This is a genomic window from Priestia sp. RMT2NF4, assembly GCF_047872835.1.
In the GTDB taxonomy this organism is placed as follows: Bacteria; Bacillota; Bacilli; order Bacillales; family Bacillaceae_H; genus Priestia; species Priestia zanthoxyli.
The window spans coordinates 226,216-251,918 of record NZ_JBLQZO010000002.1 but is presented as its reverse complement, the minus strand read 5'-3'; the positions used below and the strand labels follow the sequence as shown (position 1 = coordinate 251,918).

Sequence of the window (25,703 nt, the reverse complement as noted above, 5' to 3'; positions counted from 1 at the left end):
TTTTAGTTTATATAGGAATAGTAAGTGAAAACGTCACTCCGGCGTCTGTGTTTTCAGCCGTAATGGCTGCATCGTGCATCGTAACAATACGCTTTACGATACTTAGGCCAATACCGAATTCACCGTTTGCTCCTTTTTTAAACGGTTCAAACAAGTGTTGAAGCACGCTTTGATCAATCGGCGGACCATCGTTGCTGATGGTACATTGAACGTTCGTTTGGTGTTTAGCAAGTGAAAGTGAAACCTTCGTATCAGCATAGCGCAGCTGATTGTCGAGTACATTTTCAAGGACTTTTGTCCACAGCTCTTTGTCTCCTTTAATCGTTGCATTTACGTCGTCAAATTCCCACTGTATTTCAGGGCGCCTCCACCGCAAGCGATCCACTACTTCATGAAGAAGTGCAGTAAAATCAAAGTCGTCTTGTGCAAGCTGGTGAGTGGACATATAGTCAAGCTTGGTCAAGTAAAGCAAATCGCGGATTTTTTTCTCAAGATTTTTGGATTCATCTTCAATGACTTTTACCGTTTGGGATAAATCACCTTTTGGATAAATGCCGTCTTGAATCGACTGAGCGTAGCTTTGAATAACCATTACCGGTGTTTTTAAATCATGTGAAATATTTTGAAGCAGCGTTTGCTGTGCTTCATCTTTAGATACGAGCCTTTTGCGCATTTGCTCGATGGACGCGCCTAGCTTGCCGATTTCATCGGAACGGTTGACTGTAACAGGTTCATGCCAATTTTGTTCGGCGATTTTTTTTACATCTTTTTCAAGCGATACAAGCGGCTTGCTTAAGTATCTTGATAGCCAAATAGATGGAAGCCAGCTGAATAGAAATACAATTGAAATGACAAGAAGCAGCTGTTTAAAAAGAGTAGAAGTGAGCGCGTTGCGATACGTATCCCACGAAAATGAAAGTAAAAAAGCAGGCTGTCCGTTTACGCTTACTTTTCGAATCACATAAAAAAGCGTCCGGTTGCCGAGATCTTTTTCATAGCGAGCGACAATTTTCCGCTGACTGATTGCATCTTCCTGTGCTTTTCTCAAAAAGTCTTGAGGCAACACCCGTGATGAAAAATAAGAGATATCCGCATGTTCAGGCAATAAAATATGATCCACGGTTCGATTGCCAAGCGTTGGTTCACTGTCTTCATTGCTAAAGTAGTATTCACCTGAGCGGCTTGGCAGGCCGTATTCTTTTAAAATATGCTGTTCATTTTCAATAGTGGTATAAATTTCATTCGTGAAGAACTGCCTGAGCGTCGTTGGGAATAAAATAGCGAGCAAAATTGAAATGAGCAGTAAAATACCCGAGATGACGAGCCAAATTTGAAATGCAAGCGACTTGTTTTTCATGCTTTCATCATCCGGTATCCGTATCCGTAAATCGTTTCAATTCGTGCTTGCGGCATTTTTTTACGCACGCGCCTCACTAAATCATCCACCACCCGGTCTGTGCCGAAATAATCTTCTCCCCAAATGAGATTCAACAGCTGCTCCCTTGAAAAAGCCTGTCCAAGGTCTTTTGAGATAGTGACAAGAAAATCAAATTCTTTAGACGTCAAATCAATCGGCTTTCCATTTTCACTGACTGTACGCGTATGTAAATCGATTTCATAAGGAGTCAGCGTAATGGTATCGGTTTTCTTTTGATTGGAACCATATACGAGGTTTAGCAGTTTGTTTGCTCGAATAACTAGTTCACGAGGCAAAAAAGGCTTTGATAAATAGTCGTCGCTGCCCATTTCAAGTCCAAGAACCCGGTCAATATCGGCATCGCGTGCTGAAATGAAAATAACAGGCACATGTGGCGTTTGCTGCTTGATTTCGCGAATGAGCTGATACCCGTCAATATCAGGCAGCATAATATCTAAAATCCACAGGTGCGGAGGAGTTGCAATCATTTCTTTGGCGTCCGTGCCGTTAAAAAATGAGCGAACGTCCCAGCCTTCTTTTTGAAGGTAAAGGGTTAAAACTTCGTTTAAATTTTGTTCATCCTCTACTAAATATAGTGTAAAGCTCAAATTTGACACCTTCCTCTGGATATATGAAAATTAAGGTAAATAAAGCATATTACGCCATCTATGCGCGTTTCTTTAAAGGTCTATGTACCCGCTATTATACTACGTGTTTGCTGTTATAAAGAAATTTTTCACAATTTCACACATTGTTTTGATACTTATCCCAAACTTTTATTTTATAGTATAGATAACATAAAATTTGCTACGTTAAAAGGAGTGTTTTTCATGGATCCACGTGATTATGAAAGAGAGCAAGAACGAAAAGAAGAATATGAAAACCGCCAGCAGCGCTACGATCAGTATCAGCCTGCGTCATCATCACAGCCTCCAAGAAGACGCTTATTTCCAGTGATTGCATCTTCCATCGCCGGAGCAGTACTTGGAGGAGGAATTGTGCTATACGGCGCTCCGCAGCTAGGGTTAATGGATTCAGCTGATACGCAAACAGCGAATCAAACAACGCAGACTCAAACCGCAACAACAACGAGCACAACGCCTCGAACAGTAAGCACAACCGTGAATCAGTCAGATCTTGTTTCAGTTGTAAATAAAGTATCAGCTGCTGTTGTAGGCGTGAACAATATTCAACAGCAAACAAATCCATTTTCTGGAGATACCCAAACACAAGAAGCAGGAACGGGTTCCGGTGTTATTTTCAAAAAAGAAAATGGAAAAGCCTACGTTGTGACTAATAACCACGTTATTGACGGCGCAAGCGAAGTAGAAGTGTCACTTTCAAACGGACAAAAAGAAAAAGCTAAAATTGTCGGAGCTGACGCGCTAACGGATTTAGCGGTGCTTGAAATGTCCGACAAAAATGTTGAACAAGTGGCGAAGTTCGGAAAATCATCAGATTTAGTGGCGGGTGAAACGGTTCTTGCAATCGGAAACCCTCTTGGTGAACAATTTTCTCGTACGGTCACTCAAGGTATCGTGAGCGCAGCAAAACGCTCTGTCCCTATTTCAGAGAATTGGAACGTAGATGCAATTCAAACGGATGCGGCGATTAATCCAGGAAACAGCGGCGGTGCCTTGATCAATTCTTCCGGTGAAGTAGTTGGTATCAACAGTATGAAAATTTCAGAAGACAATGTAGAAGGAATCGGCTTTGCTCTTCCAAGTGATGAAGTGCAGCCAACAATTGAACAGCTGATGAAAAACGGAAAAATAACGCGTCCATATATGGGGGTAGGTCTTCAAGATGTAGGTCAGCTTTCAGCTGCAACAAAACAAGATCAGCTAGGCCTAACAAGCGATACGTCTGAAGGAGTTGTCGTAACGACGGTTGAACCATTCTCTTCTGCTTCTGATGCTGGTTTACAATCAAAAGACGTGATTGTTGCCATCGATGGAAATGAAGTCAAAACATCCAGTGATTTACGTCAATATCTATACACAAAACGCAAAGTAGGAGACACGGTAAAATTAGACGTGTACCGAAATGGAAAAAAACAAACTATTTCTCTGAAGCTTTCAGAGCAGCAGGATAACAATGGATGAGTTCAGCACCGTTAAAGCTGCTGCTAGCAGTATTAACAGCGTTCGGATTTTTAACAGGCTGCGGAGAGAAGCATTCAAACACGATGTTTCCTTCTGTAGAAATTAGTCAGCTATCTTCTGCCAAAGAAGTGGCAGCGTATGAAGGAGGAAAGGTGACAGGAGCTGAATTCAATCGTTTTTTAGCAGTTGAAGGGTTCTTAAATCCCGATGCTCCGCTAAATGATACAAGCTACCGCAAAGAGTTGTTGCGGCAGCTTGTCATGCAAAAAATCTTAATTTCGCATCTAAAGACAAGTGACAGGGTACAGAAAAAAGTCGAGGATATGTGGAAACAAATCAAACGTTCATATGACGAAGATACAAGAAAACAAGGCTATGAAGTCTTGCACATTCGTTCTAGCGATGTAACTAAACAGCTAATAAATCAGTTTAAATTAGAAGAATATTTCCGTAAACAAATTACGTCTGATGAACTAGACGCTTACTATACACGTATTGAGAATGATGTAACGCGCGTATCTTTTTCGCAGCTAACTTTTACAACTTTACATGATGCCGAGACCGTTGCGGCTGAGCTGCAAAAAGGAACATCGCTTCAAGACGTTCAAAAAAAATATGCTGATGTCCAGACCATCAGCAAAATAGAGAATGATGATAATCTAAAGCTTTCTAATCTATCTTCCTCTTTTATAGATGTTTTAAAAAAACAGCACATCGGAGAGTGTAGTAAGCCCATTAAAATGGGTAAAGTCTATTATATTCTTATTTTAAAACAAAAAGATAAAAAAACGGAATCAGAAGTCAAAGAAGAAATGATGAAAGAACTTGTTTTGAATCATATCAACCGGTATATCCAGGATCAACTGCCAAGGTTTCACGTGACTTTCAACCTTAGGTAGTTCCCTTTTATATAGATTGATTGTTTTCAAAAAACAAGCAGGTAAAAGAGCTTTCTATTAATAGAGAGCTCTTTTACATTTTTTAAGTAGACAGAAATGTCGGTACCTGATAAAATGAAGTTGTAAAACTTTCATTATTCGGAAAATTTATACCCTCCAGCTTTGGAGGGTTATTTTTTATGCTTTTGGACGAATAAAAGAGGCTAGGACAGAAGTAGTTTAGTAGAAAGAAGATCCGAACGATGAATCGTTCGGATCTTTTCGTTAGTACGGTGAACGTATGTTTCAATCACTTTTCATCTTTTAAATGACTCAATAATGCAGAAGACATCTCCACGTGAGAAAGGGCGATGTGTGAAATCGTTTTGGCATAAGGTGTAATTTCGTTAATAAATTGCTCGAGTACGTGCAGGTGAGGAAGCTGAAGCTTTGTAATGAAGCAAGCCTGTCCGGCGATGCGTTCACAGAATAAAGCATAGGGATACTGAGAAATAAATCGTTTAAAACGCTCGTGCTCTCCGTTTTTCATGGTTACTTCAATAAAACACGAGACGGGCAACTGCAGCTTTTCATAATCAATATCGATTGTATATCCTTTTATAATACCAAAGCTCTCTAGCTGTCTTACTCGCTCTGCCACTGAAGGAGGAGACAGGTTAATTTGTTTTCCTAGCTCTCTTAAGGAAAGACGGCTGTTTTGCTGCAGTGCCTGCAAAATCGATAAATCAATTTCATCAATTTTCAATCGAAAACCTTCTTTCATATTAATGTTTCATTTGATTAGTAATAGCAGATAATATGTTTTATTTGTTATCTGAAATCTCCATTTTTCTTACTATAATAATTAAAAAGGAGTGAGTAAAAAATGGCAAGAGTTTTGTTAACAAACGAAGAGGGAACAAATTTTGAAAAAGCACTGAATTTAATTCCACATGTAAAAAGGTTGTATGATGAGCTATACGACAAGCTTTGGAACAGTGATATAGTAAAAAGAGAGACTAAGGAAAAAATCAGGCTTTATCTAGCAGGTGTTAACGGCTGTGAGACGTGTATGAGCATGTCATATGTAGGCGATAAGACGCTTAATCAAAAAGTGTTAAGAGAAAAAGAGCTGGAAGAAAAAGATCGACTGCTGTTTCGATTTATAGATGTATACCGAGTGCGTCCAAGGGATTTGACCGATGCTGATATGGATCAATTAAAGAAATTTTACAGTGATAAGCAGCTATTAGAGCTTTTGGCTGTTATTAATTTGTTTGATCAATTTCACAAACTGATTGTCAGTTTAGATTTATATGATTTTTGCAGTTTGCAGCGCAAGTGATGTCTTCCCTAAAAATATCTTGACAGACAAAATCCACAGGAGTAAGATAGCTTTCGTGAAGTGAAACGTATCATGAATCGAATCGATTATTCTAAAAAATAGATCATAGACATTTGAATAAAAATCGCTTAATCCATTATGGAGCGGAGGACCCATTATTTACGCACATATTGTGCTCCGGGGTGAATCCTTAAAAAGGTAGGGTTACTCTTAAAACCCGAACCCGACAGCTAACTTCGCAAGCGTTTTGAGGGGGAAGAGTGTGAAAAAACACAGGAGCCTTCCTGTGTTTTTTTGCGCTTTTTTTAAGAAAAAGATGTAATTTTTTAGAAAAAGTATAAGCTAAGAGAACACACAGCAGTTGAAGAAAGGAATAAATACATTATGAAAAAACAGTTTGCTGTATTGGGATTAGGTCGTTTTGGAGGCAGTTTGGTTGAAGAGTTTGCTAATTTGGATGTGGATGTGCTCGCTATTGACCGCAATCAGGAGGTAGTAAAGAAATATAGCAACTCAGCTACATATGTCGTGCAAGCGAACGCAATTGATGAAGCTAGCTTAAAAGGGCTAGGCATTCGTAACGTTGATCATGCTCTTATTTCGTTTGGAGACGATATCGAAGCAAGCGTGCTTGCAACGATGCTTTTAAAAGATATGGGCGTTAAGCAAGTATGGGTAAAAGCGGTGAATATGTATCATCAAAAAGTGCTGGAGAAAATAGGAGCGGACAAAGTCATTCACCCTGAGCGCGATATTGCGAAGCGTATTGCTCATCACGTGGTGTCAGAAAAAATCATTGATTACATTGAACTATCAAAGGATTATAGTATTGTCGAAATTGTCGCTTCTAAAAAGCTTCATAATAAAACGCTGTTTGATTTGAATATCCGTGCCAAGTACGGCTGCAATATTATCGGCTTTCAGCGAAAAGACGGAGAAATGGTGATTTCGCCTACCGCGCATGAAATAATTGAACAAGGAGATATGCTGATTGTTATCGGACATAATCGCGATTTGAACCGTTTTGAAGAAGAAGGAGTTTAACTCATGAAAAAACAAAATATTAAACTCACCCCTCCGCAGCTGCTGCTCTCTATTTTTGGTGGAGGAATTATTATTGGTGCTCTTTTATTAATGATGCCTTTTTCTACTACTGAGCCAATCCGGTGGGTAGACGCTCTTTTTACATCTACTTCCGCTATGACAGTGACCGGCTTAGCCGTCGTAGATACAGGTACGCGTTTTACCGTCATCGGTCAAACGATTATTATGCTGTTAATTCAAATAGGCGGTCTTGGCATTATGTCATTTGCCGTGCTGATTTTTATGATGCTAGGTAAAAAAATTGGATTTAAAGAGCGTATGCTCGTTCAGCAGGCATTAAATCAGACGAGCGTCGGTGGAGTTGTGCTGCTAGTTAAAAGGTTGTTCATCTTTTCATTTTTAATTGAGTTTGTTGCACTGATCTTTTTAGCGATACGCTGGGTTCCGGAATTCGGATGGTCTAAGGGGCTGTTCTTTAGCTTGTTTCATTCGATTTCGGCTTTTAATAACGCAGGGTTCGGACTACTGTCTGATAACTTAGTTCAGTATGTAGGAGATCCTATTATTAACATCACGATTTCTTTTCTCTTTATTATTGGTGGGTTAGGGTTTACCGTCCTTGCTGATATGTGGGTGAAAAAATCGTATAAAAAACTAACGCTGCATTCAAAAATTATGATTATCAGCACGTTCGCCATTAACGTGATTGCCATGCTTTTTATTTTTTTCTTAGAGTACGGCAATTCGCATACGCTCGGAAATTTATCATTAGGAGACAAAGTATGGGCTTCTTATTTTCAAGCGGTAACAACAAGAACCGCTGGCTTTAATACAATTGATTTAGCTCATTTGCATGACGCAACGGTGTTTTTAATGGTTTTATTGATGTTCATTGGTGCAGGGAGTGCGTCAACAGGAGGCGGTATCAAACTCACGACGTTTGTGGTGATTGTCTTTTCTGTATGGGCATTTTTACGAAGCAGGGAAGATATTGTGCTGCTAAAGAGACGACTTCTTCCTCTTCATGTGTTTAAGGCACTAGCCATTACGATGATTTCAATTATGTTTGTGTTTGGGGCCATCTTCCTGTTAAATATTTCGGAAAACCTGCCGTTTGTAAAAATTATGTTTGAAGTTGTTTCTGCGTTTGGAACAGTAGGTTTATCGATGGGAGCGACTCCTGAACTTTCGTACTTTGGACGCGTGATTATCATCTTTATCATGTTTTTAGGAAAAGTGGGGCCATTAACGCTTGCGTTTTCATTATCTAAGCAAAAGCGTGAAGCCGTTCGCTATCCAAACGAAGATATAATGCTAGGATAGAAAAATCGCCTTCGATGAGGCGATTTTTTTATATTATTTATACGTTCAAGACATATAAGAGGTTACGCACAAAACAGTTGCGATGAATAAAAAGAAGGCAAAAACAAGAACAATGGGCAATTTGGAATGTCGGCGCATTAAAGCCCCTCCTTTTTTATAGTAAAAAAATCTCTTACTATATATAACGAAAGAAACAAAAATATGATTCACTTTTTTTGGCGAAATTTGAAGGTTTTTCTCGTTGAAAAAATCCGCACCCCTGTCCTAAACATTTTGCCAAGCTGTTGCATACACTAAAAGCAGATAACAGGAAGTGAGGGATGGTACGTGGGAAAACAAAATTTTGCGTTAATCGTTGTGTTATTTGTTTTACTTGTTATTGTAGGTGCGTCTGGCTTTCGCTTTTAAACGTTAACTTTATTTGCGCATAGCCCCCGTCAAAAAGGGCATACTAGGCGGAAGTAAAAACCAAAAATTTCTTCAATATTGCCGAACAATGAGTTCCTCTACTCATTCATCTAATCGGTATGTAGCCATGCGAAAGCATGGTTTTTTTTGAAATAGGAGAGGATGAATGATGTTCATCCTCTCTAGAAATTAGTAGTAGCAAGAACACCCTACGATTACTAATAGGATAAATAAAACAACGATAAATGAAAAACCAAAACCGCCTTTTGCGCCCATATGTGTAACCTCCTTTAATAAAAGTCTCTATATCCTATGTACTAATTGGGTTAAGTGATTGAGAAATTTGCCTATTTTTTAATGGTAACGTTTTTTGTGGAGAATGAAGAACACTTACTTTTTTCATTTGCGCAGAAATCCTTTATGATAAAGAGGAAAAGGAGGGCAAACAGGTGGGAATACATGCACAATACGTCATGAATCAGCTAGAAGAGGGAAAGTGGAAAGAGATCAAGCGCGAAATTCAACAAGAAATGAAGAAAAAACCTCAAGCATCTGATTTGTACTGTTACTTAGCCGTTTGTTTAGCAAAGCAAATCGAAGAATCAATTATCTTTGAAAAAATGGTATTGAACTTAGAAATGGACCGGGCTCTTCATCAGGCATTAACATTAAATCCATCTTCAAGCTTGGCGCACTTCGTTCGAGGAATAAAATATCGGGAAACTCCGCTTATGTTTGGAGGGAATTACGAAAAATCGCTGTTTTATTTGCAGAAGGCGCAAGATCTTGGTTTTGAAGGGATTATGCTGCCGCTCGAACTCGCCAAAACCTATATTCAATTAAAAGAAATGGAAAAAGCGAAAGAACAAATCGCCTATGCTCGGGAAATCAATCCTACGCACGCGGACATTAAAAAAGTCGAAAACATGCTCCAAACAGGACGATGAATCTAAAGTCCTGTTTTATTTTTGATTTTCAGGAAACGTATGCTGATTTTCATAAAGGATTGCTTTTTATATAATAATAAGAATATTTATAAAAAATTTAAGAAGTGCATGTAAGTCGAACGACTTCTTAACTGCTAGATTTTCTACATTATTAGAGCGTTCAGTCTACATAGTTCCAAAAATAGTAAGAAACTATCAGCCTATGGATAAATTGTTAGAAAATATAGATAATTGTAAATGAATAGAGAGAAAAGTTAAACATGCGATTAACTAAAAAAGCAAAGGTATGATTTACTTTGCTTTTTATTTATACACATATGTAAAAAATATCATAATAAACCAATTTATTCTTCGTGAAATCCATCGTCTCAGGCGATGTGAAATAATGTATTTGAAGGAGGAGACCCAGATGAAGGTTATGAAGATGTTGGCTATTACGTTATTTAGTTTATGTTTAGTTGTCACACCAGCTGCTGCTGAAGTTCCGGGTGTCGACCATTCAATGAAACGGGGTGCTACACAAGGAATTGTAGCGGCATCTCACCCGCTGGCTGCTGAAGCGGGGAGGAAAGTGTTAGCTGAAGGCGGAAACGCTGTAGATGCGGCAGCGGCCATTCAACTATCTCTAAACGTTGTGGAACCGATGATGTCTGGTATCGGCGGCGGCGGTTTTATGATGATTTATGAAAAAAAGAAAGATAAAATTACGATGCTAGACAGCCGTGAAATGGCACCGGCTGATGTCACGCCTAAGCTGTTTTTAGATTCAAAAGGAAAAGTCATTCCTTTCAGTAAGCGTCACATAACAGGAAAAGCAGTTGGAGTTCCTGGCACGTTAAAAGGAGTAGAAACAGCCCTTGAAGATTATGGAACAATGGACTTATCAGATGTTATTAAACCTGCTATTACTCAAGCGGAACAAGGAATCAAAGTAAATTGGTCGATGGCTCAGTATATCGATGAAAATGCGGACAAGCTTGAAAGATACCAAACGGCCGGTAATGTATTTGTGCCGAATGGCAAGCCGTTAAAAGAAGGAGATAAGCTTGTTCAGCCGGATCTTGCGAAAACATTAAAGCTTATTCAAAAAGAAGGGTCAGACGCTCTTTATAAAGGAGAAATTGGAAAAGCGCTTGTTAAAGAAGTTCAAAAACGCGATGGAAGCATGACCATGGATGATTTAAAAAATTACGTTGTAAAAGAACGCGAGCCGGTCAAAACAACTTACCGAGGCTACGATGTGGTTAGTACGGCTCCTCCTAGCTCCGGCGGATTAACCGTGCAGCAAATTTTAAAGCTAATGGAAGGTTATGATGTAGAAAAAATGGGTTCCAATACGCCACAGTATTTGCAGCATTTAACGGAAGCGATGCACTTAGCTTTTGCGGACCGCGCGGCGTATATGGCAGATGAAGACTTTTACGAAGTGCCGAAAAAAGGCCTGTTAGATGAAGATTATATTAAAGAACGTCGTAAATTAATTAATCCAAATAAAGCAACGCCTAATGTTAAAGAAGGAGACCCTTGGAAATATGAAGGAAAAGAAAATCCAAATAAAGCAACGGTAACGGAAGAAAATCCAATCGGCCAAACGACTCATTTCTCTGTTGTAGACAAATGGGGAAACATGGTTTCTTACACGACTACCATTGAACAAGTTTTTGGTTCAGGAATTATGGTTCCTGACTACGGATTTATGCTCAACAATGAAATGACGGATTTTGATGCCACTCCGGGAGGCGTGAACCAGGTTGAGCCTAAAAAACGTCCTCGAAGCAGCATGTCTCCAACGATGCTGTTAAAAGACGGAAAGCCGTTCATGGCAATTGGTTCACCGGGAGGCCCAACCATTATTGCGTCTGTAGCAGAAACGATTATGAATGTTATTGACCATAAGATGCCAATTCAAAAAGCGATTTTAACGCCTCGTATTTATTCAAGCGGCTATCCAACCGTAAGATGGGAACCTGGCTTTAGCCAAGATACACTCCTTGAAATGATGGCTAAAGGACATGCGTTTGAAGAAAAGCCAGAGCATATTGGAAATGTCCAAGCGGTTATCTATGACTATGAAACGGGGAAAATGTACGGAGGTGCTGATAATACGCGCCAAGGCACGGTATTAGGAGTAGACGCAATTAAATATGTATCCAAACAGCCAAAACCAATTAAAGAAGAGAAAAAAGGAGAGTTTACGGTCGAAGTCAACCGTGCCGTGTATCCATTTACTGATAAGCAAGTAAAACTGATTGATGGAAAGCCTTACGTTCAGTCCGACCGCCTGCTGCTAGGATTAGGCGTCATTGATTCGAGTGATTTAAAGCTGTATAAGCCAAATCACCACTCCTATTTATCGGTTATCAAAGTAGCCAAATCACTTGGCTACAAAGTGAAATGGGATGAAGAAAAGAAAGTAGTCTCATTAGAAAAAGATCCTGGTGAAAACGATACCGGCGATGATGAAGACGGAGACGTTATTACAAATTAAATGGGATAAAAGTAGCTTAGTTGAAGGAAGATCCGAACGCGTTTGATTCTTGATAGAGAATCTAAAGCGTTCGGATTTTTTTATTGCGATGGTAAACGTAGGTTTCATTTATATATTGGCTCACTCCTTTTTAAGAAAGCAAATAAAATTGGCGATTTTAAACCAAACGACAAAAAAATTTGCGTAGTTTGCCAAAAAGTTGTAGAAATCGACAGTTTTTTTGGCATGTGTAAGAAAAACTGTGATAAAAAGACTGATAGAATGCTACAAACAAAGTTGGCATCATTTTTGCATAAGAAATAGATGAGGGGCTGTATCAATGAAAAAATACATAGTTAAATAAACGCCTATGTTTACTTCACACAGACTAACATGCAACGGAGGTATAGAAAATGAAAAAAGAAATTTCAATTATCGGTGTACCAATGGATTACGGGCAAACAAGAAGGGGCGTAGACATGGGGCCGAGCGCAATCCGCTATGCGGGCATGAATACACGCTTAGAAGCTCTTGGCTATACCGTACATGATGAAGGCGATATTAAAGTAGAGATTAAAGAACGGGCAGACGTGGATAAAAATACGAATTTGAAAAACTTAGCGGCTGTAGCCAGCGGAAATGAACAGCTTGCTGCAAGAGTTGAAGAAGTGAAAGAGCAAGACCGCTTTCCGTTAATATTAGGCGGAGATCACAGTATTGCAATTGGAACGCTTGCAGGAGTCGTGAAAGGTTCAGAAAATTTAGGCGTTATTTGGTATGATGCTCATGGTGATTTAAACACCGCTGAAACATCTCCATCGGGCAACATTCACGGCATGCCGTTAGCGGTGAGCCTGGGTATAGGACATCCTGTACTTTTAAATATTGGAGGGTATACACCAAAAATTAAACCTGAAAATCTAGTTATTATCGGTGCACGCTCGTTGGATGATGGTGAAAAAGAGTTAATTAAAGAAAAAGGAATTAAAGTGTATACCATGCATGAAATTGATCGTTTAGGTATGACGCAAGTGATGAAAGAAACGATTGATTATTTAAGCGGTACAGACGGTGTGCACCTGTCGCTGGACTTAGACGGCTTAGATCCAGATGATGCACCAGGCGTAGGTACACCTGTAAAAGGAGGCATCAGCTACCGAGAAAGTCATTTAGCAATGGAAATGTTAGCGGAAGCAGACATGGTCACATCCGCTGAATTTGTAGAAGTGAACCCTATTTTAGATCAGCATAACAAAACTGCAGAAGTAGCGGTTGCGTTAATGAGTTCATTGTTTGGTGATAAGCTTTTATAAGAAAAAGCTACTTACAGGTATCGTGTGGAGAAAATCTGTTATGATCCAAGAAACGGTCATACAGGACTAAGCGGCTGCCATCCTCGCTACGGGGTGGCGCCATTTGAAAATCATCCGGCATCAATTGACTTCAGTCAGGAAGAGCTGCGTAATAAGCGGCTATAAAAACAAAATAAACCTAAAAAAATGAAAGCGATTTCATTTTTGTGCAGCAAAGGGAGGAAATGGGATGAATATTCCACAGGGACAGCCAGGAGAATTAAAAAGAACGATGAAAACAAGGCATCTTTTTATGATATCACTAGGGGGATGTATTGGTACCGGTTTTTTTCTTGGTTCAGGCTATACCATCAATGAAGCAGGTCCGACGGGAGCAATGATTTCCTACTTAGTAGGAGGGATCATTATGTATCTAACGATGCTGTGTCTTGGAGAATTATCCGTTGCTATGCCAGTTGCAGGATCGTTTCAAACGTACTCCACTAAATTTATCGGCCCTGCAACCGGTTTTGCGATTGGATGGCTGTACTGGCTAGGATGGGCAGTAACGGTGGCACTTGAGTTTTTAGCTGCCGGACAATTAATGCAAAGATGGTTCCCAGACTCGCCCGTTTGGTTATGGTGCGCCATTTTTGGAGCGTTAATTTTTTCACTAAATGCACTTTCAGCCAAAGCATTTGGTGAAACAGAATTTTGGTTTTCAAGCGTTAAAATTTTCGCCATCATTATGTTCATTGTGGTAGGCGGAGCGGCAATGTTTGGACTTATTGATATGAAAAGTGGACAGGAAGCACCGCTTTTATCAAACTTCTTTGCCGAAGGGCTGTTTCCAAACGGGGTAACGGCTTTACTGATTACAATGATTACGGTGAACTTTTCGTTTCAAGGAACAGAATTGATTGGAATTGCGGCGGGAGAAAGTGAAAATCCGGAAAAAACAATTCCAAAAGCGATCAAACAAACGGTTTGGCGTACGCTTTTCTTTTTCGTCTTATCCGTGTTTGTCTTAGCAAGCATGATTCCTCGTGAAAAAGCAGGCGTTGTAGAAAGCCCGTTTGTTGTTGTGTTAGATAGTGTAGGTGTACCTTACGCGGCGGATATTATGAACTTTATCATTTTAACAGCTCTTCTTTCAGTCGCAAACTCTGGGTTTTACGCGGCTACACGTATGCTTTATTCTCTTTCAAGAGAAGGAATGGCAAGTCCTGCGCTTGGAAAAGTCAACAAAAGAGGTGTACCGTTTAATGCACTATTAATTACGCTTGTGATTTCATGTTTTTCGCTGCTTTCAAGCGTAGTGGCAGCTAAAACCGTTTTCGTATGGCTGATTTCACTCGCTGGACTTGGCGCTCAAATTGGCTGGATTGCGATTACAGCTTCACTGCTTGCGTTCCGTCGTGCTTACGTGGCTAAAGGTGGAAAAGTAGAAGATCTGAAATTTAGAACACCTCTTTATCCGGTTCTGCCTATCGTAGCGCTTATTACGAACTGTATTGTTATGATCAGTCTTGCGTTTGATCCTGAGCAGCGAATGGCGCTATACTGCGGAGGTATCTTCTTTATAGGCTGCTATGTTTATTATTATTTGAAAATTCGAAAACAAAATCAGTCTAAACAGGAGCAAGAAGTTCAGCTTGCGGAAAATAAACGAATGATCATTTAACATAAAAACCCGGAAAATCATGATTTTCCGGGTTTTTTATGTACTTATCTTTAGCTATCTAGTGTTGTCTCTTCATTTTTACGGCGGCGAAGTCTCCATAGCGTGATAAGGGCAAGCAGTGTAAGAACGATACCGCTGCCGAGCAGGATATGACTCACTGTTTTATCCTGCTTTTTTTGGCCTTGTTCAAAATATTTCTTGTACATCGCCACCGCAGCTTTATTTTGCTTGTATTTTTTCGGAACGCGCATTTCTTTTCCTAGTTTCCAGCCGTCTTTATAAGCTTTTTGCTGTAAAGATTTCACATCTTTATTCGAATAAAAACCTGCTTTGTACCATTTTTCTAGTTGAGGCTTGTCCTGAAGACTTTTAGGCGCTCTATAGGTCTGATAAGTGAAAGCTGAGTCGTATCCATCTGCTTTTACGTCTTTTTGTTTTTGTTTCTGTCCTTTTTCATATCCTTGTTCAAAGGCTGTTTGCAATTCGCCCTCTGCTTCTGCAGGTACTTCGAGTGGAAGGTCGTGATAGCCTTGTACGTAGCCTTGCTTTTCAAACTGCTTTTTTTGCTGATTCAGTACTTCGGCTTGAGCGGTTTCAAAGCCTTCTGTAAAAGCCTGACGTGTGACATCCTCATCATCATACATGCTGGGAACACTCATCGAATCATTTTCAAGACCTTGTTCATAGCCTTCTTTTTTTGCTTTAACAGATAGGTCCATTAAAGAAATAGCTTTTTTGTAGCCTTGAACATAACCTTTATTCCAGTCGGATGACTTAGAAGGGAAAGAGTCGATTTCTGATTGAATAGTAGCATGTTTGTAATCAAGGACGCCTTGCTGATAGCCTTCCTCTTCGCCGGCAGCCATTTCATTTTCTTGTTCAGTCTTGAGTTCTTCCTCTTTTTGCTGCTGTCCTTTTTTATATCCTACCGTATACCCCATCATAAACCACGTGAATTCTTCAGAAGATTTGTCCAGTCCTGTTGTTTGATCGAACTGCTCGAATTTTTTCTGTGCGTATCCATCTTCTTCTCCGAGCGAATAGCCTTCTTGATAGAGAGAGTCAAAAATAGCTTTTACATCTTCAGTTGTATCCACGTCCGTTGACTGGTCCACAACATCGGAAGAGGAATCCGGGGAATCAGGAGTAGCATAAGAAGAGATGGGGTCACTTGCAAGAATAAGTAAGCAAGCTGTACTAATAACGGCTAATTTTTTTTTCATCATTTCTTCACCTTTTAGTTCAAAGTTAATATTTATTTTGTAGTTTAAGCGTACAGCTTTCCATGAAGAAAGGCGTGTAAAAGTTTCTCCAATTATGAAAATTATAACATTTAAATGGAAAGGAGAATAGGTGGTAAAAAGGAGAAATATGTGTTTTTTACGGAGTTTTATTTTTGCTGCTGTTTTGCTTTTTTTACTTTAAATGAGCGGTAAAATACTTCAACTACAAAACAGAACAAAAGGAAAAAAAGGACAAATAATTCAGCAAACTCCATAACACGAAACGGACTGTAGGCATTTTGCAAGGCCATGGAAAAACTAAATCCTTGCATCATATCCACGCCGATAGAAAATCCCATTAAGCATCCTAACAGCAAAGCTGATATCCAAACGATTTTCATATGTCTCACTCTCCGTTTTTATTTTTTTCTCAAAAACATTCTACTGATAGTTTTTGTTATTTTTTTGGTCTTACGCTTTGATTGCTCTATTAAAAATTGCATACAAAGCATTTATTTGGAAAAAGCTAAAAAAAAGAAAAGAAAGGTGTTTTTAATCGTGCCTTCTTTATTTAAAAATAAAAAAAGCAAAGACAATAAAAAGGAAACAGAAGGTTCGCTACCAGAGGAACAAGAACTGCTGATGCAGTCGCTTGAAGGTAATATAGCTAACATAAAAAAGCGAACGGGGAACAGCTCGGATATGGTGATCCGCTATATAAAAATTGGGGAAAGGGCAGCCATTCAAGCGGCTGTTATCTATATAGACGGAATTGTAGACAATCAGTCTATCCAAGAGCTTTTAGTAGACACCATGATGAAAGATGACGTGTTTTCTGAACCAATAACACCTCAAAACGCCTTTACGTTATTAAAAGAAGATGTAGTAGGAATTGGAGACGTTGCGATTTTACATACGTGGAGTGAAGTGTTTCCCGCCTTGATGTCAGGAGACACGCTTATCTTGATAGATGGAAACAACCATGCGATGAGTGCAGGTACGAAAGGCGGGGAGTGGCGTTCAATTCAAGAACCGACTACACAGCTTGTCGTTCGGGGTTCTAAGGAAGGGTTCACGGAATCGATTGCTAAAAACATGCCCATGGTCAGGCGAATTATCAAATCGCCTGACTTATGGGTAGAAACGATGAAGATTGGGAAAGTAACGCAGACAGACGTTTCAATGATGTACATTAATGGGATTGCCAATGACAAAATCGTAAAAGAAGTAAAGCAGCGTCTTAACCAAATTAATATCGATAGCATTTTAGAATCAGGCTATGTAGAGCAGCTTATTGAAGACCAAACGTACACTACTTTTCCTACAATGTATCACACGGAGCGTCCCGATATCGTTGCAGGAAATCTCTTAGAAGGGCGTATTGCGATTTTTGTAGACGGAACGCCATTCGTGCTGATTGCACCTGCTGTCTTCATTCAGTTTTTTCAGTCTCCTGAAGATTATTATTCGCGCTTTGATATTGCCACGTCGATTCGTTTTTTACGCATTCTTATTTTTTTTATTTCACTGATTGCACCGGCTACGTATGTAGCGATCACAACTTTTCATCAAGAAATGGTTCCGACGAAGCTGCTCATCGCCATTGCTGCACAGCGGGAAGATGTTCCGTTTCCTTCCTTGGTTGAAGCGCTCATTATGGAAGTCACATTTGAAATTTTGCGAGAAGCTGGTATTCGACTTCCAAGGGCGATCGGTTCTGCAGTTTCAATTGTAGGAGCGCTCGTGATTGGGCAAGCATCGGTTCAAGCAGGGATTGTATCTCCAGCGATGGTTATTGTTGTAGCGATGACGGCGATTGCAAGCTTTGCGACGCCTTCATTTGCCATTGCGATTTCTGCTCGGCTCATTCGCTTTGTTTTTATGATTGCAGCGGCTACTTTCGGGTTTTATGGCATTATCCTGTGCTTTTTAATGATGATTGTTCATCTCTGCAGTCTTCGTTCATTCGGTGTTCCATACATGACGCCTCTTGCTCCATTTATTCCGAGCAATTCAGGTGATACCATTGTTCGCATGCCGTGGTGGACGCTTAGACAAAGACCAAGGCTCATCAGTAGTGGAAATATGGTGAGAGAAGGAGAAGACCAGCGCCCAATGCCTCCTAAAAGCCGGGGAATGGCAAACACTACGGTGAAAGAAGGCGATCAAAGTGATGCGTAAAGGGCTTTTATGTACAGTTATGGCATTTTCGATTTGCATCCTTTCAAGCTGCTGGAGCAGTAAGGAATTAACCGATTTAGCGATTGTCGCAGCGATGGGAATTGATAAAACAAAAGATGGTCAGTATCAAATCACGCTACAAATTATTAATCCAGGTAACGTAGCCGGCGGTCTTCAAGGCGGCGGGGGTGGTACCCAAAGTCCGTCTGTTTCCGTATACGGAGCAAAAGGCGCAAACTTAGTGGAAGCAAGCAGAAGAGCATCGAGCACGGTATCAAGAAGACTGTACTACGCTCATACAAACTTAATTGTTATCGGAGAAAGCCTAGCGAGAACGGAGGGCATTGATGTCATTATTGATGGCATTGACCGAGATCCGGAATTTCGAATTACATCTGATATGGTCATTGCAAACGGCGTAAAAGCTTCCAGTTTTGTAAAATCTCTTACGCCAATTGATAAAATTCCAGCTAATAAAGTCCTTAAAACGCTGGAGCTCACCGAACAAAAGTGGGGAGAACATATGAAAGTATCGGCTCAAGAAGTTATGAAAAACCTTGAATCCCCGGGAAGTCAAGCGCTGATGTCAGGGTTTGGAATAAGAGGTAGCGCTCAAAAAGCCCAAACGCTGCAAAATCTTCAGCAAACTGCTCCTGAATCGACTCTTCGTGCAGAAGGACTCGGCATGTTTAAAGATGGGAAGTTGATTACATTTTTATATGGAAAAAAAGCGCGAGGCGTGATGTGGCTGCGGGATAAAGTGCAGGGAACAGATGTGAATATTTCATGGAAAGATAAAAAGAAAGCCATTGCTTATCAAGTCGTCCGTCAGCGAACAAACGTGAGTGCAAATATGGTGAACGGCAAACCAAAGATGATTGTACGAACTAGAGTAGAAGGAGATATTGGTGAAATGGAAGTACCTATAGATATTAAAAATCCATTTGTGATTCTTGATATTGAAAAAAAAATAGAAGCAGTGATTGAAAACGAAATAAAAGAAGCGTTTGCTTTTGCTCAAAAAAAACAGACGGATGTTGTGGGATTTGGAGAAGTCGTGCACGAAAATTATCCGAGGCAGTGGAAAAGGCTTCAGCATGAGTGGAGCGATGTGTATTTTCCTGAAGTGGAGATGGATGTGAAAGTAGAAGCGTATGTAAGACGAGCAGGTTTGCGAAACAAGTCGTTTATGTCTGATGCGGTAAAACAACGCCAGTAAACAGGAGGGAGCAATGAGTGGAAAAAGTGAAAATTAGCTCTGTGCAGTTTTTTATTTTAATCGTCCTTTTTGAACATGGAAGCGCATTGCTCATTCCGCTTGCAATGGATGCAAAACAAGACGCTTGGCTTGCTATTTTACTCGGTATGTTTGGGAGCTTATTGCTTTACCTCATTTACTACCGGCTGTATAGGTACTATCCTAATATGCTGCCGACAGAATACATGCAAAAGCTGCTAGGGAAAGTCTTGGGATCTGCACTTGCTTTTTTATATTTGCTTCATTTTTCATATGCTGCCGCTCGCGTACTTCGTGATTTTGGAGAAATGCTGCTGACATTTGGCTACCCCGACAGCCCTTTGTTTGTCGTGAACGCGATGTTGATGCTGTTGATTATTTATACCGTGCACAAAGGACTTGAAGTAGTGGCTCGGGCAGGAGAGCTCATGTTTATTTTGATGTATATCTTGGCTGTAGCAGGCTTTGTGCTTATTTTTGTTTCAGGATTAATTGATTTTACTTCTTTAAAACCGATACTTGGAGATGGGATTTGGCCGGTTTTAAAAACAGTCGCCACTCAGACTCTGTATATTCCGTATGGAGAAGCTGTTGTGTTTACGATGATTTTTCCATATGTAAAAGATCCTAAAAAAGTAAAGCTTGTAGGCCTTTGCGGCATTGTACTAAGCGGCATTAACTTAGCAATCACCATGGCGATTAACGTGAGTGTATTAGGGATAGGGTTGACTAACAGGTCGGTCTTTCCGCTTTTAAGTACGGTAGAGAGCATTAGAGTAGCTGATTTTTTAGAGCGGCTAGACGTGTTTTTTATGATTGCGTTAGTCATTGGAGGGTTTGTTAAAATCAGCGTCTTTTTTTACGCGGTAATTGTGGGGCTTTCCACGCTGTTTAAGGTAAAACGACCTTCTGCGCTGACATATCCTGTTGGCACGGTGATTTTATTTTTTTCTTTAACGATTGCAAGTAATTTTCAAGAGCATTTAAAAGAAGGCTTAACGATTATGCCGGTGCTACTTTTTATCCCTTTTCACGTAGTGATTCCGCTTACGCTGCTCTGTATAGCCTTTATTAAACATCGCATAAAAAAAACAAAAGCGCTGCAGCCATCCTAATGGCTGCAGCGCATTCGTCTGCGATCCTCTACTGCAAGTGCAGCTGTTCCCGCTCTTTTTTTACTTGTTCTAGCTGTGAAATCGTAACAAGCTGATATCCTTGTGCGTGAAGCTGCTTCATAATTTCAACCGCTGCTTCGGCACTTGTTTGATAAATATCATGCATTAAAATAACTTTTCCGTCTCCGACTTGGCTCATAACTGCTTGAACGGAGTGAGGAACGTTTCGATATTTCCAGTCTTCAGGATCGATATCCCATAGAGTCACGCCAACATTTCCGACATAACGTCTTACATTTGCATTCACAGCTCCATAAGGAGGACGTACATGCAGTGGTTCATAGCCGCTCACTTGTTTAATAAGGGCTTGGGTATCGCCTATTTGGTGTTTGACCTGCGCTTCATTTAAACGTGTGAGCTGAGGGTGGTCCCAAGAGTGATTTCCGACTTCGTTGCCTTCCTTCACCATACGTTCGATTGTTTCAGGATAATATTGAACGCGGCTTCCTAACACAAAAAAGGTAGCGTGTCCGTTCACTTCTTTTAATCCATCTAAAATCACATTGGTAGATGCAGGGTTAGGTCCATCATCAAAGGTCATCGCAACGACTTTTTTAGTTGGATCAATAGGCGCTCCTTGCTGCGGCATTTCGTTAACGATATGTTTTGGAGGCGTTTCTTTGACTTTATTTTTATTTGCTGCTTCGTCTTTGTAAGCATCGCTCAGCATGTCTTTAAATAAATCTTTTTGGATAGCGATTGTTTTGGTTTTCGTTTGTTCAGCACCTAGCTGATAAGGCTTAAAGTAGATCACAATACTGTTTTCAAGCAGCGCAAACTGACTGAAATTTTGATTGGCTGCCTGAGTTCCTTTTTGAAGGCCCGGGTCAAAATCAGCTGCTTTCATTTGTTTTTTTAATTCAGCATATGAAATAGCCGAAAGGCGATCTAAATAGTTTGCATTCTCGTTAAATAAATCCTTTAACGTCATTTGTTTTTGAGCAGGCAGGTCAAATGTAAAGGTTTTGAGAGAAGACGTTCCTTTCTCTCCATTTATAGATTCATATTCATCAAAGACAACGCTTAGCGTTTGCTTGCTGTAATGGACGATTTTATATGTAATCGTTAATTCAGATTTTTTCTTTTTTGACTGCTTCTTCAGCTTTTTTTCATAGTGTGCCACTTGATCTGTTACGTAAGCTTGAATGGATGGATCAATTTCTTTTTTACCAAAGGAAGGGTAGCTAATGGCATAGCCTCCGTCGGTAAGGTCCTTAACTAGCGTTTGAATTTCAACGTCTGGATAGGTTTGATCTGTTTGAATACTTGCCGTTTTTTTCTCTGTACTGTTTGCTTTGACGATATACCCTGCTGTACCAAGAAACAAAATACAGCATCCAAGCAGTGTCAAAATACGTTTGTAGCCCATGGTTTTCATGTAGTAATATTCCCCTTTTTGTATATATCTACCTAATAGACGCATGAGACCATCATTTAGTTTTACTTTTTTTTAAAAAAACCAAACTATTTTTCTACTCATTCCGTCTACCTTATAGATGTACTTCAGCAAGAGAAAATAGAAGGGGTATGAAAGACAATGAAAAAACACGATGCACATCAGATGCTCGTAGCATGCATAACCGAGCATAAAGCAGATTTTTACCGGCTTGCCTTTAGCTATGTAAAAAATCAAGAAGATGCGCTTGATATTGTGCAAGAATCGATTAAAAAAGCACTCATTTCAATAGACAGTATCAAAGATATTCAATCGATTAAAAGCTGGCTTTATAAAATTGTTGTACGAACGGCAATCGATTTCCTGCGTAAGCATAAACGTTTAACGCTTATGGGCGATGAAGAGCTTGAGTATCTGAGCAGCGGACGTGAAGATCAGTATGAAGATATTGATTTAAAGCAAGCAATGGATCAGCTGCCGGTTAAATATAAGACCATTATTATTCTGCGGTTTTTCGAAGATTTAAAAATGGACGAAATTGCGGAAATCATTGAGGAAAATGTAAATACGGTAAAGACAAGGCTATACAGAGCGTTGAACCTGTTGCGGATTACGATGACGGAGGAGGACTTAGAACAATGAATGAAAAAATAGAAAAGTTAAAGAAGCAGTATCATGACATTCCTATTCCAGACGAATTAGATGGTGTTGTTGCACAGGCACTTTCTTCACACCCTCGTAAAAAGAAATTCTATATTTGGCCGAGCTCGATTGCGGCAGCAGCGATGATTTTTATCACAACGGTGAATGTAAGTCCAGATGCGGCAAATGCAATGGCAAAAATTCCTGTACTGGGAAAAGTAGTAGAAGTAATTACATTTGAGGAACTGAAACAAGAAGAAAAGCATTCTCGTATTGACGTGAAAACACCATCGATTTCAGGCTTGGAAAACAAAGGTCTTCAAACAAGCTTAAATGAAAAGTATATAAAAGAAAATGAACAGCTGTATGAACAGTTTAAAAAAGAGATGAAAACATTACGAAAAGAAGAGAAAGGAAACGTGGCTGTCAGCAGCGGCTATGATATTATGACGGATACCGATGATTTGCTTGTGGTTCATCGATATGTGGAAGAATCGAGAGCTTCAACGTCGAGCGTTAATCAGTACGACACGATTGATAAAAAACACGAAGTGCTCATTACGCTTCCAAGTTTGTTCAAAGATAAAAGCTATATAAAGGTCATTAGTGAAAATATTAAACAGCAAATGAAAGATCAAATGAAGCATGAAGAAGGCAAAATCTACTGGCTGACTGAAGAAGATATGGATCCTTTTAAAGAGATTGCTGAAAATCAAAGCTTCTACATTACAAAAGATCACAAGCTTAGAATTGTATTTGATAAATACAAAGTCGCTCCAGGATATATGGGAAACATTGAGTTTGAAATTCCGACAGACGTTATTTCAAACCTTCTAGTTGGTAAACGGTATATTCATTAAAAACCAGGCGTGAACACTGAACGTTCACGCCTGGTTTTTACATAAAGAAACGTTTAAATTTATTTTTATGCAAAATAAGTTGAAATATATAAGCAATCATGTATAATATTCTGTATATATTTTCATTCTTTTTATTTATAAAGTCTTAAGGACAAATGATGTGAACGGTTGCATTTTTAGAGAGGAAGTGAAGAGGTGAAACGCACGTTAAATCAAGATACGATTAAAGATGCCATGCTGTTTAATCAGCTTGTGATGCAAGTAAGCAAAGCTCTTTGGAAGTCTACTGAAAAGGATTGGGAACAGTGGGTTAAGCCGTACGATCTGAGCATTAATGAGCATCACATTTTAGGGATTGCTTATCAGCTGGAAATTGCGTCGATGACCGACATTTCAAAGCTAGGCGTCATGCATTTATCCACAGCTTTTAACTTTGCAAAAAAATTGCACCTGCGGGGCTATCTTACCCTTTCTAAAAATGAGAAAGATAAGCGGAATACATACGTGCAGCTCACAGAAGAAGGAAAAAAGATGTTTTTAAAAACGATCGAGGATTATAACCCTCTTGAAAATCCTTTGTTTCAAGGAGCGATGCCGCTGCGAGATGTTTACGGAGAGCTGCCTGACTTTGTTGAGCTGACGGCTCTGATTCGAAGCATATACGGAGATGATTTTGTCCAGTTCATCGAACGTTCTTCTCAAGAGCCCGCTAGCTTGAAAAAATAAAAAAGCCTTCTTGTGCAAGCTGAGAAGGCTTTTTGGCATATCAACTTTTTTCAGTTAACCGTTCAAGTTCTTCTGAGGAATGGGCCATCTTCTCAATCCGCAGAGATAGCTGCTCCATTGCGTCAGCGATTTTATCAAGCTCTTTTTTTGTTAGAACGGTTTGCTGTTTGTTCTCGGTTGTTATGCTAAGGACGTTCGTGAAAAAAGAAGTAATGTTGTTCATATTGTCAGCCGTATCTTTTGTTAATGTAGCGACTTCTCCACCTAACGCCGAAACGCTTTCGATTTGTTTTTGAATGTCTCCGATAAAAGTAGAAATATTAGAAATCGATTTCTTCGTTTCTTCTGCAAGCTTCCGTACTTCCTGTGCTACCACTGCAAATCCTTTTCCATGCTCACCTGCTCGAGCAGACTCAATCGAAGCGTTTAATGCCAATAAATTCGTTTGCTCCGCAATAGAAGTAACAATCGAAACGATTTGATGAATTTGCTGTGATGTATGTTCGAGCGTTTTCATTTTGTTTTGAATGAGCGACGTATTTTTTTGTATGCTTCCAAGCATGTTTTGTTCTTCTTTTAATTTTGCTTGACTCGTAACGGATTCTTTCTCAATGACTTCTGCCAATTGGGAGCTTTTGTTTGCATAAGAAACGACGTCAGAAGACTGATTGTGCATTTGATTCATAAATTTCTTCGTTTCTTCAGATAACGAAGAAAGGATAGATGATGTACGAGAGATTTCTAGCTGAATTTTCTCTTTTTGAGTCTGAAGTCCAGCGCGCTGCTCGTCATATTCAAGCTCATAGGCTTTTAACACAATTTGCTGTTCTAGACTAATAAGCTTGGTCATACTTGCGATAAAAGCTAGACATTCTTCTTTTGATTCCATCGTACGTTCACATACTGAAAGAAGCGACGTAAATAAATTTTGAAATGCGCACAAATACCAGTTTGGCTCAAGTCCAATTTTAACGTGCATCTTGGAAATTTTTTGACGTTTTACCACAAAAGCGTCGTCTATTTGTCCATCAAACATTTCTAAGATGTGCTGTTTTAACGTTTGTTTTAATGCATGGACGCTGCTGTGCTTTTCGATAATCGCAACCAAATGAGCCTGTTCGCCAATAGCTTTATAAAAATCATTCACGATTTCTTCGATGGCGTTCAGCGCGTGAACTTGAAATCTGGCAATGCGTTCGAGATCCTCTGCCGTTAAGGAAATCATGTTAATCTGCTTTTTTATCATCGGGTCCGATACATGAAGCTTTACAGTGATGGATTCGACAGCCGCGGCTTCGGGGTGCACGTTTTTTCGTTTAAACCAATTCATGTTTATCACCTTTATTTGCTAGA

The 25,703-nt window shown here is 39.7% G+C and carries 25 protein-coding genes and 1 riboswitch; of the genes, 17 read left to right on the top strand and 8 right to left on the bottom strand.

Features of this window, described 5'->3' with window-relative positions; all coding sequences use genetic code 11:
* Positions 1-7: 7 nt before the first annotated feature.
* Both ACMX9J_RS10490 and ACMX9J_RS10485 read right to left on the bottom strand, forming a co-directional pair.
* Positions 8-1,357 carry a sensor histidine kinase gene (locus ACMX9J_RS10490; protein WP_033579914.1) on the bottom strand — a complete coding sequence of 450 codons (1,350 nt, stop codon included), beginning with the start codon at positions 1,355-1,357 and terminating at the stop codon, positions 8-10.
* A complete protein-coding gene (locus ACMX9J_RS10485) occupies positions 1,354-2,025 on the bottom strand; it encodes a response regulator transcription factor (protein ID WP_028415019.1) in 672 nt (223 codons plus the stop codon). Before ACMX9J_RS10485 ends, ACMX9J_RS10490 begins: the two co-directional genes overlap by 4 nt.
* 222 nt (positions 2,026-2,247) lie before the next feature.
* Here ACMX9J_RS10485 and ACMX9J_RS10480 point away from each other — a divergent pair, with 222 nt between their 5' ends.
* Both ACMX9J_RS10480 and ACMX9J_RS10475 read left to right on the top strand, forming a co-directional pair.
* Positions 2,248-3,522 carry a S1C family serine protease gene (locus ACMX9J_RS10480; protein WP_033579915.1) on the top strand — a complete coding sequence of 425 codons (1,275 nt, stop codon included), beginning with the start codon at positions 2,248-2,250 and terminating at the stop codon, positions 3,520-3,522.
* Positions 3,519-4,421 carry a peptidyl-prolyl cis-trans isomerase gene (locus ACMX9J_RS10475; RefSeq protein ID WP_416225778.1) on the top strand — a complete coding sequence of 301 codons (903 nt, stop codon included), beginning with the start codon at positions 3,519-3,521 and terminating at the stop codon, positions 4,419-4,421. Before ACMX9J_RS10480 ends, ACMX9J_RS10475 begins: the two co-directional genes overlap by 4 nt.
* 289 nt (positions 4,422-4,710) lie before the next feature.
* Here the strand turns inward: ACMX9J_RS10475 and ACMX9J_RS10470 are convergent, their stop codons facing one another.
* Positions 4,711-5,166, bottom strand: coding sequence for an Lrp/AsnC family transcriptional regulator (locus ACMX9J_RS10470; RefSeq protein ID WP_028415016.1), 456 nt, complete (start codon positions 5,164-5,166; stop codon positions 4,711-4,713).
* Positions 5,167-5,286: 120 nt separating this feature from the next.
* Here ACMX9J_RS10470 and ACMX9J_RS10465 point away from each other — a divergent pair, with 120 nt between their 5' ends.
* The 4 genes from ACMX9J_RS10465 (at position 5,287) to ACMX9J_RS10450 (ending at position 8,520) form a co-directional block, all read left to right on the top strand.
* A complete protein-coding gene (locus ACMX9J_RS10465; RefSeq protein WP_416225777.1) occupies positions 5,287-5,745 on the top strand; it encodes a hypothetical protein in 459 nt (152 codons plus the stop codon).
* A gap of 115 nt (positions 5,746-5,860) precedes the next feature.
* Positions 5,861-6,005, top strand: a riboswitch (cyclic di-AMP (ydaO/yuaA leader).
* Positions 6,006-6,129: 124 nt separating this feature from the next.
* Positions 6,130-6,789 (top strand): potassium channel family protein, encoded by a 660-nt coding sequence (locus tag ACMX9J_RS10460; RefSeq protein ID WP_028415014.1) that lies wholly within the window; start codon positions 6,130-6,132, stop codon positions 6,787-6,789.
* A gap of 3 nt (positions 6,790-6,792) precedes the next feature.
* Positions 6,793-8,112 (top strand): TrkH family potassium uptake protein, encoded by a 1,320-nt coding sequence (locus ACMX9J_RS10455; RefSeq protein WP_014458669.1) that lies wholly within the window; start codon positions 6,793-6,795, stop codon positions 8,110-8,112.
* Positions 8,113-8,439: 327 nt separating this feature from the next.
* Positions 8,440-8,520 (top strand): YjcZ family sporulation protein, encoded by an 81-nt coding sequence (locus tag ACMX9J_RS10450; RefSeq protein WP_016765202.1) that lies wholly within the window; start codon positions 8,440-8,442, stop codon positions 8,518-8,520.
* 189 nt (positions 8,521-8,709) lie between these two features.
* Here the strand turns inward: ACMX9J_RS10450 and ACMX9J_RS10445 are convergent, their stop codons facing one another.
* Entirely contained in the window at positions 8,710-8,796 is an 87-nt protein-coding gene (locus ACMX9J_RS10445; protein ID WP_016765201.1) for a YjcZ family sporulation protein, read from the bottom strand.
* Positions 8,797-8,969: 173 nt separating this feature from the next.
* On the opposite strand from ACMX9J_RS10445, the gene ACMX9J_RS10440 reads away from it, so the two are divergent.
* From ACMX9J_RS10440 to ACMX9J_RS10420, 5 genes are all read left to right on the top strand, one after another.
* Complete coding sequence (locus ACMX9J_RS10440; RefSeq protein ID WP_028415012.1) at positions 8,970-9,467, top strand: tetratricopeptide repeat protein; 498 nt, start codon at positions 8,970-8,972, stop codon at positions 9,465-9,467.
* Between the two features lie 409 nt (positions 9,468-9,876).
* Positions 9,877-11,955, top strand: a complete 2,079-nt coding sequence (gene ggt, locus ACMX9J_RS10435; protein ID WP_416225776.1) for a gamma-glutamyltransferase — start codon at positions 9,877-9,879, stop codon at positions 11,953-11,955.
* Between the two features lie 392 nt (positions 11,956-12,347).
* Complete coding sequence (gene rocF / locus ACMX9J_RS10430; RefSeq protein ID WP_416225775.1) at positions 12,348-13,247, top strand: arginase; 900 nt, start codon at positions 12,348-12,350, stop codon at positions 13,245-13,247.
* Positions 13,248-13,271: 24 nt separating this feature from the next.
* Complete coding sequence (locus tag ACMX9J_RS10425) at positions 13,272-13,412, top strand: hypothetical protein (RefSeq protein WP_416225774.1); 141 nt, start codon at positions 13,272-13,274, stop codon at positions 13,410-13,412.
* A gap of 64 nt (positions 13,413-13,476) precedes the next feature.
* On the top strand, positions 13,477-14,910 hold the full coding sequence (locus ACMX9J_RS10420; RefSeq protein ID WP_416225773.1) for an amino acid permease: 1,434 nt from the start codon (positions 13,477-13,479) through the stop codon (positions 14,908-14,910).
* A gap of 50 nt (positions 14,911-14,960) precedes the next feature.
* On the opposite strand, the gene ACMX9J_RS10415 is transcribed toward ACMX9J_RS10420, so the two are convergent.
* Both ACMX9J_RS10415 and ACMX9J_RS10410 read right to left on the bottom strand, forming a co-directional pair.
* Positions 14,961-16,133, bottom strand: coding sequence for a hypothetical protein (locus ACMX9J_RS10415; RefSeq protein ID WP_416225772.1), 1,173 nt, complete (start codon positions 16,131-16,133; stop codon positions 14,961-14,963).
* A 167-nt stretch (positions 16,134-16,300) separates the two neighbouring features.
* On the bottom strand, positions 16,301-16,534 hold the full coding sequence (locus ACMX9J_RS10410; protein ID WP_028415008.1) for a hypothetical protein: 234 nt from the start codon (positions 16,532-16,534) through the stop codon (positions 16,301-16,303).
* 157 nt (positions 16,535-16,691) lie between these two features.
* Here ACMX9J_RS10410 and ACMX9J_RS10405 point away from each other — a divergent pair, with 157 nt between their 5' ends.
* From ACMX9J_RS10405 to ACMX9J_RS10395, 3 genes are read left to right on the top strand one after another with little or no spacing between them, the layout of a single operon-like run.
* Complete coding sequence (locus ACMX9J_RS10405) at positions 16,692-18,314, top strand: spore germination protein (RefSeq protein ID WP_328153364.1); 1,623 nt, start codon at positions 16,692-16,694, stop codon at positions 18,312-18,314.
* Positions 18,304-19,533 (top strand): Ger(x)C family spore germination protein, encoded by a 1,230-nt coding sequence (locus tag ACMX9J_RS10400; RefSeq protein ID WP_416225771.1) that lies wholly within the window; start codon positions 18,304-18,306, stop codon positions 19,531-19,533. The genes ACMX9J_RS10405 and ACMX9J_RS10400 overlap by 11 nt, the downstream gene beginning before the upstream one ends.
* 17 nt (positions 19,534-19,550) lie before the next feature.
* Positions 19,551-20,666 (top strand): GerAB/ArcD/ProY family transporter, encoded by a 1,116-nt coding sequence (locus ACMX9J_RS10395; protein WP_028415005.1) that lies wholly within the window; start codon positions 19,551-19,553, stop codon positions 20,664-20,666.
* Between the two features lie 28 nt (positions 20,667-20,694).
* On the opposite strand, the gene ACMX9J_RS10390 is transcribed toward ACMX9J_RS10395, so the two are convergent.
* Positions 20,695-22,104, bottom strand: coding sequence for a polysaccharide deacetylase family protein (locus ACMX9J_RS10390; protein WP_416225770.1), 1,410 nt, complete (start codon positions 22,102-22,104; stop codon positions 20,695-20,697).
* 159 nt (positions 22,105-22,263) lie between these two features.
* Here ACMX9J_RS10390 and ACMX9J_RS10385 point away from each other — a divergent pair, with 159 nt between their 5' ends.
* The 3 genes from ACMX9J_RS10385 (at position 22,264) to ACMX9J_RS10375 (ending at position 24,350) form a co-directional block, all read left to right on the top strand.
* Positions 22,264-22,764, top strand: coding sequence for an RNA polymerase sigma factor (locus ACMX9J_RS10385; RefSeq protein ID WP_047749995.1), 501 nt, complete (start codon positions 22,264-22,266; stop codon positions 22,762-22,764).
* Positions 22,761-23,624, top strand: a complete 864-nt coding sequence (locus tag ACMX9J_RS10380; protein ID WP_047749996.1) for an RsiV family protein — start codon at positions 22,761-22,763, stop codon at positions 23,622-23,624. The genes ACMX9J_RS10385 and ACMX9J_RS10380 overlap by 4 nt, the downstream gene beginning before the upstream one ends.
* Positions 23,625-23,819: 195 nt before the next feature.
* Entirely contained in the window at positions 23,820-24,350 is a 531-nt protein-coding gene (locus ACMX9J_RS10375) for an HTH-type transcriptional regulator Hpr (protein ID WP_028415001.1), read from the top strand.
* A 40-nt stretch (positions 24,351-24,390) separates the two neighbouring features.
* Here ACMX9J_RS10375 and ACMX9J_RS10370 read toward each other — a convergent pair whose 3' ends face one another.
* A complete protein-coding gene (locus ACMX9J_RS10370) occupies positions 24,391-25,680 on the bottom strand; it encodes a protoglobin domain-containing protein (RefSeq protein ID WP_416225769.1) in 1,290 nt (429 codons plus the stop codon).
* Positions 25,681-25,703: the final 23 nt, after the last annotated feature.